Here is a 12,249-nt window from a genome sequence, read left to right on the forward strand (position 1 = left end):
CGCTATTCGACACTACCTCCAGCACCACAACCAACACCCAAAACCCTTCGTCTGGACTAAAACCGCGGACGACATACTCAACTCCCTCGCAAAATATTGCCAACGAATTAATGACTCAGGACACTAGAGCATTTTCCCCGTTGCTGGGTATCCCGGAACGGGAGTACGGCGGTGTTTTCATTGCGGAAAACGCCCTTAGATGCGGATGCTCTGGATACACCTCCAGGAAAATGCTCTAGCGTTTTACTGCGAGCAGTTCCTGCAGGGTCTTTTCCCATTTCTCCCCATACTCTGACCAGCCGCCCAGATGCCGTACGCGGTTGAGGGAGGCCTCGCGCATGCGCTGATGCATGCCGGGATCGTCGGCGATCCGCTGCATACGGTCGGCAAGAGATGCTGCATCGCGTACCGGAACGATAAAACCTTCGACACCGTCGGTATAGAGATCTTCACTCCCCGTATTGTGTGAGGCGATCACCGGGCATCCGCATGCCATTGCCTGTGCCTGCACCAGGGCCAGACCTTCTTCAATGCTGGGAAGGACGAGCACGTGACTCTCCGACATCAGAGTGATGAGATCGCTCTGGGGAATAGCCCCCAGCCACTCCACAGAGGCGTTCGGGAGCCGATCGAAAACCGGCTTGACCGCGGGGTCAATGGCTCCGGCGATACGAAGGCGTTTCTTGGGATGCTTGAGTTGCGCGAACGCCTGCAGGAGGTAGGGAACTCCCTTGCGGAGGCTGACGGAGCCGGCGAAGAGAACGTCGAAGGAGTCAGTGGGAGGGTCGGCTACAGGGCGAAATCGTTCCAACCGGACTCCGTACGGAATGAGCCTGAGTTTTTCCCGGGGAACTCCCATCTCAACAAATGAACGTACGGCAAAACTGGAAGGTACGCTGATCGCGTCTGCGAGCTCGTACTGCTCTTCTTCAATGGCTGTGACACGAAGGTCCGACGTTGATTCCCGTTCGACGCCCCAAATACGATCTTCTTCGGCAACGATATTGCGCTGATAGCGGTGGTGCGATGATCCACGGTCACAGATGAAGACCCCGCCGGTCTGCTGTAGCAGGCGCCCGGTCCTGGTTCCGGAGCCAGAGATGGCGATGAGGGCGTCTACCCTTGTGTCATGGCGCTGGAGCGCGCGCAGACGGCGCATGGTCCAGCGGTCGAAGAGCGCTGTATTTAGAAGCTGAAGTTGCTGCGCCACCGGCACCCGGTGGAGCTTGGACCGGCCGTAGAAGTAGGCCGGCGTGTGGATCCAGGGAAAGCTTTCAACGCGCTCCCTGGGCAGCCCCTCGCGTTTCAGCCGGGCCCAGGGCCAGGTGGAGTAGACCTTCTCCAGATGGCCTCGTTTCTGGAGTTCGGTTGCAAGATCGAAATGGTGAAAGACGCCGAAGACAGTCTGAATGACTCGCATGGGTTCGTTCGGCGTCCTTTTTCTTTAGCGCTCAGCCAGGTTATCCAGAAGCGTGTAGAACTCAGGAAAGCTAACGCTGGCGACCTCTGCGTTCTGAATGATGGTCTCGCCTTCGGCACGAAGGGCAGCGACAGAGAAGGCCATTGCGATGCGGTGATCGTGTCCGGTCTCGATGCGAGCTCCGTGGAGTTTTTGATTACCAGGGATATGAAGCCCATCTTCGAACTCTTCGAACTCAGCTCCCATCGCCTTGAGGTTCTTCGCTACCAGAGCGATGCGGTCGCTCTCTTTGACGCGAAGCTCCTGGGCATCCCGGATGCGAATGCCTTCCTGGGTGTAAGGAGCGATGGCGGCAATCACCGGAAGCTCGTCAATTAACTGGGCTGTAAGAGCACCGCTGATGTCAGCGCCCTTCAGGCCGCCCGGAGCGCGGTTTACCTGGATGGTGCCTACCATCTCGCCATGTTTCTCCTCCAGGTTCAGGACTTTGACCTTCAAGCCGATGCCGGTAAGAACGTCGAGCAGAGCCGCGCGGGTGGGATTCATGCCCAGTCCGTCGAAGACCAGGTTAGATCCGGGGAAGAGCAGAGCGGCACACAGGAAGAAGGCTGCCGACGAGATATCTCCCGGCACAGCCACGTCGATTCCCGTCAACGTCTGTCCGCCGGCGATGGTGATCTTGTCCGCGGTGCGGTTGAGCTCGGCTCCAAAGGCTCGAAGCGCATGTTCGGAGTGATCGCGGGTCCTGACAGATTCAGAGATTGAAGTCACACCTTCGGCCTGCAAGCCGGCAAAGAGAATCGCAGTCTTTACCTGTGCGCTCGGAATCGGCGTTGCAAAATCGATGGCCTTGAGCGGCGTGCCGAAGATCGTAACCGGAGCATGGCCTTCGGTGAGATCGATACGGGCGCCCATCTGTGAAAGCGGCTTGCGAATGCGCTCCATTGGGCGGCGGGTCAGAGACTCGTCGCCAATGAGGGTAAAGACATGCGGGTGCGAGGCGATAAGCCCGGAGAGCATGCGCATGGTCGAACCGGAGTTACCGCAATCGAGCTGACCTGTGGGGCGTTCAAAGGCGCCACCGACACCAGTCACTTCGATGGAGCCGTCACTCAGCGTCTTGACCTTCGCGCCCAGCGTGGCCATGCAGCCGAGTGTGGAGTGAGGATCGGCGCCGGTAGAGAAGTTGTATAACCGCGAGGTGCCTTTGGCCAGTCCAGCCAGCATGGCATAGCGGTGAGAGATGGACTTGTCGCCTGGAACCCGGAAAGAACCGTGCAGGTTCTTCGCGGGACGGATCGTCTGAGTCGTACTAATCGTCTGCATCTTGAATTTCTTCCGGGTAGCCATGAGCGGCCATCATTGTGCCGCAGAGGGAAACCTTGCGGAGACTCTTACGGCTAACGTGCGGACAAACTTGCACCCGGTTCTGAGCTTCCACTTCCGTTGAACGTTTGCCTTTGATTGTACCGTGAGGGAAGGCGTGGAAAGTTCAACGGACGTGAAGCACAACGACCGTTTCGTCGTCGAAGTGCTCGGTCTGGGATTGGAAATGTCCGACACCCTTCAGGATGGCTTCGCCGGTGATCTGGGCTGTTGGGTTCTTCAGCTTTCGCAGCACCTCGACGAGACGTTCGTTACCGAACATCTCGTGTGACGAGTTCTCGGCATCCGTAATACCGTCGGAGAAGAACACGATCTGGTCGCCGGGCTGGGTGGAAAGCGTTACTTCTTCGTACACCGCATGGGGGAAGAGGCCCAGGGGAAAACCTTCCGCCTGGATGGTGCGAACCTCTCCACCGGTGACGAAGAGAGGCTGGACGGAGCCTGCGTTCGCGATGCTCAACGTTTGTTCGTTATCGTCCCACAGACCGATCAGCATGGTGACATACTGCGCATCCAGCTTGCGTTCCTGTAATTGGTCGTTGAGGGACGATAGAAGGTGGCCGGGCGAGAGCTGCTGCGCTCCGAGAGAGCGAAGAATTCCTGAGACCAGTGCGGCGTAAAGAGCCGCTGGCGCGGCTTTTCCGGAGACATCTCCCATAACGATCAAAGTCCGTCCGGGGCCATAGTCCAGAAAATCGTACATGTCGCCGCCGATAGAGCGCGCCGGCAGGAACTTTGCAAAGAAGTCTGCGTGTGGATGTGACGGCGGCGCACCCGGCAACAGACGGAGCTGCACCTGGCGAGCCATGGCTAGGTCGCGCTCCATGCGCTGTTCTTCTTCGAGAATGCGCTCATAAAGACGCGCATTTTCGATAGCGATGGCGACCTGCCCGGCCAGCGTGGTGAGCGTTCGCTGATGCTCTTCGTTGTAGTAATTTGCGCGCGTATGTTCGACATCGATCACGCCGATGACTTGCTCTTTATAGACCAGCGGTACAGCAAGCTCAGAGCGGGTCTCGGGGTGGTAGTTGATGTAACGCGAATCCTTACGCACATCTGGAACCAGGATGGGCACACGTTCCTTGGCGGCGGTACCGATGATGCCCTGGCCGGGCTCAACGATGTGCTGGCGCTGGACTCGCTCCCCAAAACGGGTTGAGAAGCGATGCTCAAAGTGCTTCGAGCGGGAGTTCCAGAGCAGAATACTGAACATCTGGAAGTCAACCACCCGCTTCATCAGTTGCCCAATCCGTTCCAGCAAGTCATCAAGGTCCAGGATGCTGGTCAATTCGCGGGAAATCTCGCCAAGAACGGTGAGCGTCTGCGCCTGGCGGGCGACTCGCGTGTATAGTCTGGCATTTTCGATGGCGATGGCGATGCGGGAGGCGACGAGTTCGAGTAGCCGCTGGTGTTCTTGCGTAAAGTACCCGATCTGCGTCGATTCGATGTCGAGTACGCCAATTACCTTGTTTTTGCTGATGAGCGGAATCGCCAGCTCTGACTTTACGTCCGGGTTTGCCGGGATGTAGTAGTCCTTCTTGGAGACGTCTTCCACCAGGACGGCGCGGCGCAGCTCTGCGGCTCTGCCGATAACACCTTTACCGATCTTGACGCGCATCCGTTCCGACTCCGGGGAGTGGCCGATCTGGAAACGCATCCAGAAGTCCTGAGTGCGGTCGTTGATGAGCAGAATGGCAAAGATCTTGTAATCGATGACGGCGCGCACCAGGTCCGCCACCCGCTGCATGGTGGTCTGCAAGTCGAGGGTATTGTTCAGCGCATCGGCCAGTTGCGTGAGGAAGTCGATCTGCATCGGCTCGATATGCACCCGCGGCGTCGTCGGAGACGCCGCGTTTGACGGCCGGTAGTCACCCTCGAATTCGTGGGTGTGTTCTACAGGGCGCGTTGTCTCCGGCGAGGGCATAGTTAGACGCGATGATATCGCAGTAAGCTATGAGAAAGGCGAGTCTTCCGCCAGCTTCACAGGAGCAGCGGCGTTGTTTTCCATGTCACTCAGTACTTTTTCCGATTGGCTGTGTATCGTTGGTTTTGTCCTTGGTCTTCCCACTATGGTTGCCACCTATCTGCAGGCTGTAAAGGCCCGCAGAATCGCCGAGGCGACGCGACGGGAGCTCATCTTCAGTCAGGACTGCCTCGAGTTCGTACGTGATACCGGTGACTTCGTGAATCTGGTTCCGCTGGACCAACTCCACACGGTGCCGAAACCCGGGGACATCGTTCTTTTACCCGGCGATGGACTTGAAGCCGGGGCAGGACCTTACCGTGTAGAGCGCATCGAATACATCTTTGCGACGGAAGATCATCCGGAGAAGGCCCGGCAGCCTCGCCAGGCCAAACTCACGAAAGCTGTTGCCCACGTCACCGACCTGTTGGAGGGGGGATGGGACTAAGGTGTTTTGTTCGGTGGTGATGCCCGAATTGCATGAAGCGCCTGGCTAGACGCCTTCAACGATACGAAAGTCGCGATCGACGCCGTTGCCCAGAGCCGCCAGAGCCTGCTTGTATGCGTCGCCGTGATGGGTGTCGACCGCAGCCTGCAGACTGGGAAACTCCACGACTACCGTCCGTTCCTTGATCCCTCGGCCGTCAACTTCATGCGGAAGACCGCGTACCAGGGCGGTTCCGCCGCCTGCCGCGATGGCTGCTACTGCGAGAGGTGCATAGGCGGCAAGTGCCGCCGGATCGTGAATGGCCTGGTAAGAAACCACCCAGTAAGCCTTTTTCATTACCTTCGTCTCCTTTTTTCCTGCGCCGGGGACCGTTGCAGGGCATCAAATTTTGTGTGAGTTACCTGAAACCGGCCCAGCGCCAAAACGGCAAATTTCTTAACCCCGTCCCGACCCACTTTACCAGTGCGCGCGAAATGTCCCGCATGCTCCCGGAGTTCCTGTTCGGACGGCGGAAACGTGAACCGGCTCCGCAATTGCCGCACTTTCGCACCGATGTTCGCTGGTTTGAACCGTCTGGCGCCTCTCCTATGAGAATTACCTGGTTTGGACATTCGTCGTTGCTGCTGGAGGTAGATGGATTTCGTCTGCTGGTCGATCCGGTATGGTCACTGCGTGCTTCTCCAGTGCAGTTCGCCGGTCCACAGCGTTTCTTTCCGCCTACGATGGCATTACATGACCTGCCACCGCTGGATGCGGTTTTGATCTCACACGATCACTACGATCATCTGGATGAGACCGCTGTCCGAGGTCTTGCCGAGCGCAACGTCCGTTGGGTGACGTCGCTTGGCGTAGGGAAGTACCTTCGCCGGTTCGGCGTTCCGGCAGAACGCATTCACGAGATGAACTGGTGTGACCGCCTTTCGCTGACCAGCGGGCGAAATGGAGCAATGCTGGAAATTCTCTCTTTGCCCTCGCGCCACTTCTCGGGCCGCAGCCTGTTCAACCGCTTCGAAACGCTATGGGCTTCGTTTGTGCTACGGAACGAGCGTCACAACCTCTATTACGGAGCAGATTCAGGACATTGGCCGGGATTTGCAGAGATTGGTGAGACATACGGTCCATTCGATCTGACAATGCTCGAAATCGGAGCCTCGAACCCACTATGGGAGTCGATCCATCTCGGCCCAGACCGTGCCGTGGAAGCCCATATAGCATTGCGAGGACGCGTGCTCTTTCCGATCCACTGGGGACTTTTCGACCTCGCCTTACATGAGTGGCGTCAACCGATCGAGCGGTTGCTGAGCATCGCTCCGGAGAACGGCGTGGATCTGTGGATACCGGCGCCCGGTGTACCAACGGCATTTCAAGGCGAACCCGTGCAGAATCTGTGGTGGCGGCAGTTTGCGAACCGAGCACAGGCGCCAGTTCCGTCCCTGGCAACAGCGAAAGGTTGACGAAACGGTTGTTAACCCCTCTGTAAACCTCAGAAATTACTTGTACTTCGGAAAAAAACGGGGTAAAAACAGAGAGCCGGGGAAGTCTGCCCGCAGATGTGATCAATGCCATCCGCTGCCCAGATCGCGCTTCGAGAGGTGATGGATATTCGCCAGGCTGCCGACTATCTCGGCATCAGTGGCGATACGCTCTACCGCTATGCCTCTGAGGGGTTTGTTCCTGCTTTCAAATTGGGGAACCGGTGGCGGTTCAAACGCTCACTACTCGATGCCTGGATGGATGAGCAGTCAGGTGTGCGTAAACCATCTGCCCCGGTGAAAGCAAAACCGACGCAAAAGAAGCCTGTTCGTCGCGCACGTTAACCTTGCTCCAGTGTCAGGATTGTGATCTCCGGCGGGCAGTTGAGCCGGAAGGGAACCTCTGTGGTGCCGATACCGCGATTAACGTAGAGTTGCGTATCACCTACGCGAAAGAGCCCCTCAACATACTTTCTCCCGGCCGGCGGCAGGATCGCTTTGAGCGGAGGAAGGAACGGCAGCCGTACCTGACCTCCATGGGAGTGGCCTGAGAGCACCAGGGCGACCGATTGACCCGACGGAGACTTCATCAACTCGTCGATGTAATCCGGCTCGTGAATCATCAGCAGGATTGGTTCCTTAGGATCACGGATTTTAGACGGGATCGCCCGTTCCGGTTCCGGATAAGAGGCAAGCGTATCGCGCAATCCTCCGAGCCAGATGCGGCTGCTCCCTCGCTCAATGGGGACGTTCTCATTCAATAGAATCGGCGTTCCATTGGAGACGAGAGCATTGTGAATCTCTGTTTCTCCCATGGCCGCGTCGTGATTGCCAAGCACCCCGTATCGAATGGGGCACTCCAGCATCTTCAAGATCTTGCCGCAGACGTAGGACTGTTCGATCGGATAGGAGCGATCGCGTGCGTTCGTACTGATGAAGTCCCCAGTCAATAAGACTGCATCAGGCCGAAGCGCATTAACACGGCGCAACACGGATTGTAGGAAGAATGTTTCCGTGTATTCGTGAAAATGAAGATCGCTGATCTGTGCGATGCGGAAGCCGTGAAAGGCGTCAGGCAGATTTGCCAGTCTGATGGTGAGCTGGACGACTTCCAGCTCGTGCCGTGCAACCTCGCCGGAATACAAGGCCATCCCGGCTACGCCCGCTATTCCCAGTTGAAGAACCTTACGTCGTGTCATCCACGAGGCATCAGGCATAGTCTGATGATATCGTCCTCGTTGGCCCGAAGGGGAATCGGAACATAAAATAGAACGGATGCAGGCAAGAATCCGTACCACCCGAAAAGCCATGGCCGAACAAAACGTGCAGGCATTGTTGCTGACTCATCTGCCTGATGTCCGTTATCTGACTGGTTTCACGGGATCCAACGCCGCTCTGGCGATCACGTCACGCCAAGCTGTGCTGTTCACGGATGGCCGCTATACCGTTCAGGCAAGGGAAGAGGTTGAAGGCGCTCGCGTCGTCATTGCGAAGAAGAAGTCTGCGCAGACGATGGCTGCTGAATGGCTGGAGCAGCAACAGCTATCCCGGTGCGGTATCGACGGGACGCATACGACAATCGCGCTGCTGGAACATCTTCGTAAGGCAGTGAGTGGACGATTGCGCCGCAGTTTCTTTCAGCCGCTGGAGTCTCCTCTGGTTGCAGTCCAGCGGGAGATCAAGGATGCAGCTGAGATCCGCCGTATGCGGCAGGCTGCCGCACTGGGTGCGAGGCTGTTTGACCATATTCTCGGCTTCCTGGAACCGGGAATTACGGAAATAGCTGTAGCGGCGGAGTTGGAACATCAGGCGCGCCTGTTGGGGGCAGAGGCTATGTCGTTTGAGACGATTGTCGCCTCTGGATCTCGATCTGCGCTTCCGCATGGACGCGCAAGCTCCTCCCGCATTCCCCGCAAAGGGTTCATCACACTGGACTTCGGTGTTATTCTCAACGGGTATTGTTCGGACATGACACGCACGGTGCATATAGGCCGTGCAACCGCTGATGAGGAAAGAGCCTATGCCGCGGTCCTGGAAGCACAGGAATCGGCAGTGGCAGCCGCAAAGCATGGAGTCACTTGCGGCGATGTGGATGAAGCAGCCCGTAGTGTTCTGAAGCGTGCGGGGCTGGCACGATATTTTACGCATTCCACAGGTCACGGTGTTGGCCTGGAGATTCATGAGGGACCAAGGATTGCCGCCAACCAGAAGCAGCCGCTCGCCGAGGGCATGGTCGTTACGATTGAACCCGGTGTTTACCTTCCTGGCCGTTTCGGAATCCGCATCGAAGATACCGTCGTCATTAACCGCAACGGTTGCGAGATCATAACGCCGTCGCCGAAAGCCTGGATCGAGTTATAACAAGGACTGGGCCTGCGGTCGGTTCCGCAGCCAGCGAATCCGGAAGAAGAGATAAAGCATGGAAGCAAATGAACTGAAGGACCTTCGCGAACTCGTAGAGTTTCTGAAAGACAACAAGATTGCCGAATTCGATCTTGAACGTGGCGACCTCAAAGTCCGTATTAAATTCACTGGCCCGCCCGCTCCGGCGGCTATTGACTACACACAACTCGCCACGTTGATTCCGCAGCAGACGATTGCACCGGCGCCCTTGGTGGCAGCAGCCGCGCCGGTCTCTGCGCCCGCGGCCGAGGTACAAGCGCCGGCGGAAGCTGTTCATGAGGTGAAATCTCCGATCGTCGGCACCTTCTATGAATCTTCGGCGCCGGGGGCGGCTCCGTTTGTCAAAGTTGGCGATCAGGTTGAGGTCGGCCAGGTGCTGTGCATCGTGGAAGCCATGAAGCTGATGAACGAGATTGAATCTGATGTCGCGGGAGAGATCGTACGTCGCATCGCTAACAACGGCCAGCCGGTGGAATATGGCCAGCCGCTCTTTGCCGTCAAGCCACGTTGAGACGCTGTTCGACCTATCCCCGGTAACAAGACTGGAAGAAGATGTTTCGCAAAGTCCTTATCGCCAATCGCGGTGAAATCGCGCTTCGAGTGATCAATGCCTGTAAGGAAATGGGCATTCGTACCGTCGCGGTCTATTCGACGGCGGACCGCAATTCACTGCACGTCCGTTTTGCCGATGAAGCTATCTGCATCGGACCGCCTCGCTCGGCCGAGAGTTACCTGAATGTGCCGGCGGTGATCTCTGCTGCAGAGATTGCGGATGTGGATGCCATTCATCCTGGCTATGGTCTGCTTTCGGAGAATGCTAATTTTGCCGAGGTATGCCGCGCATCGAATATCAAGTTCATCGGGCCGCCGCCTGAAGTAACACGCATGATGGGCGAGAAGTCTACCGCGCGCCAGACGATGAAGAAGGCGAAGGTGCCGATTCTTCCTGGATCAGATGGCGTGATCGGCAGCGTAGATGAAGCTCTGGAGTGGGCCAAGTCCGTTGGCTATCCCGTCATTTTGAAGGCTGTAGCCGGCGGCGGCGGACGTGGAATGCGTATCTGCCGTTCTCCGCAGGAGCTTCCAGACCTCTATAACCAGGCATCGACCGAGGCGCTGAATGCCTTTGGAAATGGTGACCTGTATATGGAAAAGTTCATCGAACGGCCTCGTCACATTGAGTTCCAGGTGCTGGCCGATGAACATGGTAATGTTCTTTCTCTCAATGAGCGCGAGTGCTCCATCCAGAGGCGTCATCAGAAGCTGATCGAAGAAGCCCCTTCACTCAAGGTCACACAGCAACAGCGTGAAGAGATGGGTAAGGTAATCCGCAAGTCGCTCAAGGATATCGGCTATTGGAATGCGGGTACGATCGAGTTCCTGATGGATGAGGACGGGAAGATCTACTTCATTGAGATGAATACCCGTATCCAGGTGGAGCATCCTGTGACGGAGATGATCACCGGTATTGACCTGGTGAAGGCGCAGCTGCGCGTTGCTGGCGGAGAGAAGTTGACGGAGATTATTCCGCAGCCCATCGTGATCAACGGGCACGCGATCGAGTGCCGTATCAATGCGGAACATCCGGAGAAATTCACTCCTTCGGCCGGCAAGATTACAGCCTTCAATCTGCCAGGCGGCAATGGCGTCCGCGTTGACACTGCACAGTATGCAGAAGGAGTTGTGCCGCCGTACTACGACTCACTAATCGGCAAGCTGATTGTGCACGGGAAAGACCGCGAAGAAGCGATGAATAAGATGCAGAGGGCTCTCGACCAGTTCATCGTGCAAGGCATTCATACGACGATTCCGCTGCATAAAAAGATCTTCGAGGATGAAGAGTTCCGCGCTGGGAACTTCGATACTAAGTTCATGGAACGCTTCTTCGAACGGGAGAAGGCGAAGGCCGAATAGGGATCATGGAGGACGCTCTCAGGCCGTCAGACCATCGTCGATGGACTCTGCGCGGCCTGTTTCGTTCTATCCCGATATGGGTCATTCCTTTCCCTCTGTTGTACTTCGGTGTTTTGAGCTGGGGCACTGTGGGAGACCCGATCATGGCTCTCTGGTGGCATGTGCGCCACGGCAACTACGCTAACTTCAATGGTCATAGTTTTCGTCTGCCGTTGCTATGGCGCAGTACCAGCCCCGATCGTGGAGAGATCTTCCGCCTTTCGCATACCGTGCAGTTGAATCTCGATCATGCCGTCGGCGGGATACGTAATGAGCAACAGGCCGAGGCATTCCAGAGACAGATCCTTGCAACCTATGGCCGAGGCGTGGAGGAAGGACGTTTTTCTCCAGAGACAATTCGAGCGCACGGGCTGAGCTTTCTTTGTGTCCATGAAAATTCCGCACAGCCCTGGGCGTTGTATATGTGCGTAGTTCCGGGAACAGACTGGCAGATCGGATTGACCGGAGGCCGGGCCGGTTTGGACGATGCACGTCGCATCCTGGCGTCGGCGCGGTAACCATCATGCAGATTCCTCGGCTTTATCCCATCCTCGACGCCGGTGTATTGGCCGCACGGCAGATCTCGATCGAACAGTTTGCAGGGGAACTGGCATCGGCTGGGGTCTCGCTGCTGCAGTATCGTGACAAGGCCGCCTCGCCGCAGGCTACTCTTGCGAATCTACAGCGAATCCGATCGTCTACTCCAGGAGTAACGCTGTTGCTGAACGATCGCCCTGATCTGGCTCGGATTGGACGATGTGATGGTGTTCATGTCGGACAGACCGACCTTCATCCAGATGATGCCCGCCGGATCGTCGGCGCCGGGAAGCTTATCGGTGTGTCGACGCATACGTTTGATCAGTTCGAGGCGGCAGTGTCGACTGAAGCGGACTATCTGGCGATTGGGCCGATTTATGCCACGGCGACAAAGCAGAATCCGGACCCGGTGACCGGGTTAGCGCTTCTGCGGCAGGTCCGCAAACTGACTCAAAAGCCGATCGTCGCGATTGGGGGTATCACGTCTGAGAGAGCACTGGAGGTGCTGGATGCGGGTGCGGATTCGGTCGCTGTGATCTCAGCGCTTGTGCCTGCTGGACCGGAGCTTTCAGCATTGCCGTTGGTCGAGGTTTTCCTGAGCGCGGTGATGAGGTAAGGCACTCTAATCAGGCAGCAAGGGTGTACTGTCGATGTGCCTTGAAATGCA

13 protein-coding genes and 1 pseudogene are annotated in these 12,249 nt (G+C 57.1%); 9 read left to right on the top strand and 5 right to left on the bottom strand.

The window, feature by feature from the left end:
* Window positions 1–127 (top strand): annotated as a pseudogene (locus OHL21_RS12160) (IS630 family transposase); the annotation flags it as partial.
* 108 nt (window positions 128–235) lie between these two features.
* Here the strand turns inward: OHL21_RS12160 and OHL21_RS12165 are convergent.
* From OHL21_RS12165 to OHL21_RS12175, 3 genes are all read right to left on the bottom strand, one after another.
* A complete protein-coding gene (locus tag OHL21_RS12165; RefSeq protein ID WP_263417546.1) occupies window positions 236–1,420 on the bottom strand; it encodes a glycosyltransferase family 4 protein in 1,185 nt (394 codons plus the stop codon).
* Window positions 1,421–1,444: 24 nt separating this feature from the next.
* Window positions 1,445–2,746, bottom strand: a complete 1,302-nt coding sequence (gene aroA / locus OHL21_RS12170; RefSeq protein WP_263417547.1) for a 3-phosphoshikimate 1-carboxyvinyltransferase — start codon at window positions 2,744–2,746, stop codon at window positions 1,445–1,447.
* 166 nt (window positions 2,747–2,912) lie between these two features.
* On the bottom strand, window positions 2,913–4,730 hold the full coding sequence (locus OHL21_RS12175; protein WP_263417548.1) for a GAF domain-containing protein: 1,818 nt from the start codon (window positions 4,728–4,730) through the stop codon (window positions 2,913–2,915).
* An 82-nt stretch (window positions 4,731–4,812) separates the two neighbouring features.
* On the opposite strand from OHL21_RS12175, the gene OHL21_RS12180 reads away from it, so the two are divergent.
* A complete protein-coding gene (locus tag OHL21_RS12180) occupies window positions 4,813–5,217 on the top strand; it encodes a hypothetical protein (RefSeq protein ID WP_263417549.1) in 405 nt (134 codons plus the stop codon).
* Window positions 5,218–5,262: 45 nt separating this feature from the next.
* Here the strand turns inward: OHL21_RS12180 and OHL21_RS12185 are convergent, their stop codons facing one another.
* Window positions 5,263–5,553: a DUF1330 domain-containing protein gene (locus OHL21_RS12185; protein ID WP_263417550.1), complete on the bottom strand. Its 291-nt coding sequence runs from the start codon at window positions 5,551–5,553 to the stop codon at window positions 5,263–5,265.
* A gap of 137 nt (window positions 5,554–5,690) precedes the next feature.
* Between OHL21_RS12185 and OHL21_RS12190 the strand changes: the two genes are divergently transcribed.
* Both OHL21_RS12190 and OHL21_RS12195 read left to right on the top strand, forming a co-directional pair.
* Window positions 5,691–6,671, top strand: coding sequence for an MBL fold metallo-hydrolase (locus tag OHL21_RS12190; protein WP_263417551.1), 981 nt, complete (start codon window positions 5,691–5,693; stop codon window positions 6,669–6,671).
* Between the two features lie 105 nt (window positions 6,672–6,776).
* Window positions 6,777–7,034, top strand: coding sequence for a helix-turn-helix domain-containing protein (locus OHL21_RS12195; RefSeq protein WP_263417552.1), 258 nt, complete (start codon window positions 6,777–6,779; stop codon window positions 7,032–7,034).
* Here the strand turns inward: OHL21_RS12195 and OHL21_RS12200 are convergent.
* Entirely contained in the window at window positions 7,031–7,906 is an 876-nt protein-coding gene (locus tag OHL21_RS12200; protein WP_263417553.1) for a metallophosphoesterase, read from the bottom strand. The genes OHL21_RS12195 and OHL21_RS12200 overlap by 4 nt on opposite strands.
* Window positions 7,907–7,964: 58 nt before the next feature.
* On the opposite strand from OHL21_RS12200, the gene OHL21_RS12205 reads away from it, so the two are divergent.
* The 5 genes from OHL21_RS12205 to thiE are packed head-to-tail and all read left to right on the top strand — an operon-like array spanning window position 7,965 to window position 12,198.
* On the top strand, window positions 7,965–9,050 hold the full coding sequence (locus OHL21_RS12205) for a M24 family metallopeptidase (protein ID WP_263417554.1): 1,086 nt from the start codon (window positions 7,965–7,967) through the stop codon (window positions 9,048–9,050).
* A 58-nt stretch (window positions 9,051–9,108) separates the two neighbouring features.
* Entirely contained in the window at window positions 9,109–9,603 is a 495-nt protein-coding gene (gene accB / locus OHL21_RS12210; protein ID WP_263417555.1) for an acetyl-CoA carboxylase biotin carboxyl carrier protein, read from the top strand.
* A gap of 41 nt (window positions 9,604–9,644) precedes the next feature.
* The gene (accC, locus tag OHL21_RS12215; protein ID WP_263417556.1) at window positions 9,645–11,006 is read left to right on the top strand and encodes an acetyl-CoA carboxylase biotin carboxylase subunit; all 1,362 of its coding nucleotides are present in this window, start codon (window positions 9,645–9,647) and stop codon (window positions 11,004–11,006) included.
* 5 nt (window positions 11,007–11,011) lie between these two features.
* On the top strand, window positions 11,012–11,563 hold the full coding sequence (locus tag OHL21_RS12220; protein ID WP_263417557.1) for a hypothetical protein: 552 nt from the start codon (window positions 11,012–11,014) through the stop codon (window positions 11,561–11,563).
* Between the two features lie 5 nt (window positions 11,564–11,568).
* Window positions 11,569–12,198, top strand: a complete 630-nt coding sequence (thiE, locus tag OHL21_RS12225; protein WP_263417558.1) for a thiamine phosphate synthase — start codon at window positions 11,569–11,571, stop codon at window positions 12,196–12,198.
* Window positions 12,199–12,249 lie beyond the last annotated feature (51 nt).

It is taken from the genome of Terriglobus albidus (assembly GCF_025685425.1).
Classification (GTDB): domain Bacteria; phylum Acidobacteriota; class Terriglobia; order Terriglobales; family Acidobacteriaceae; genus Terriglobus; species Terriglobus albidus.

Bases quoted from the DNA above. Each gene is read 5' to 3' on its own strand.
- OHL21_RS12205 (WP_263417554.1), top strand. From the start codon at position 7,965: ATGCAGGCAAGAATCCGTACCACCCGAAAAGCCATGGCCGAACAAAAC.
- aroA (WP_263417547.1), bottom strand. From the start codon at position 2,746: ATGCAGACGATTAGTACGACTCAGACGATCCGTCCCGCGAAGAACCTG.
- OHL21_RS12200 (WP_263417553.1), bottom strand. From the start codon at position 7,906: ATGCCTGATGCCTCGTGGATGACACGACGTAAGGTTCTTCAACTGGGA.
- OHL21_RS12185 (WP_263417550.1), bottom strand. From the start codon at position 5,553: ATGAAAAAGGCTTACTGGGTGGTTTCTTACCAGGCCATTCACGATCCG.
- OHL21_RS12175 (WP_263417548.1), bottom strand. From the start codon at position 4,730: ATGCCCTCGCCGGAGACAACGCGCCCTGTAGAACACACCCACGAATTC.
- OHL21_RS12190 (WP_263417551.1), top strand. From the start codon at position 5,691: ATGTCCCGCATGCTCCCGGAGTTCCTGTTCGGACGGCGGAAACGTGAA.
- accB (WP_263417555.1), top strand. From the start codon at position 9,109: ATGGAAGCAAATGAACTGAAGGACCTTCGCGAACTCGTAGAGTTTCTG.
- thiE (WP_263417558.1), top strand. From the start codon at position 11,569: ATGCAGATTCCTCGGCTTTATCCCATCCTCGACGCCGGTGTATTGGCC.
- OHL21_RS12220 (WP_263417557.1), top strand. From the start codon at position 11,012: ATGGAGGACGCTCTCAGGCCGTCAGACCATCGTCGATGGACTCTGCGC.
- OHL21_RS12195 (WP_263417552.1), top strand. From the start codon at position 6,777: ATGCCATCCGCTGCCCAGATCGCGCTTCGAGAGGTGATGGATATTCGC.
- OHL21_RS12180 (WP_263417549.1), top strand. From the start codon at position 4,813: ATGTCACTCAGTACTTTTTCCGATTGGCTGTGTATCGTTGGTTTTGTC.
- accC (WP_263417556.1), top strand. From the start codon at position 9,645: ATGTTTCGCAAAGTCCTTATCGCCAATCGCGGTGAAATCGCGCTTCGA.
- OHL21_RS12165 (WP_263417546.1), bottom strand. From the start codon at position 1,420: ATGCGAGTCATTCAGACTGTCTTCGGCGTCTTTCACCATTTCGATCTT.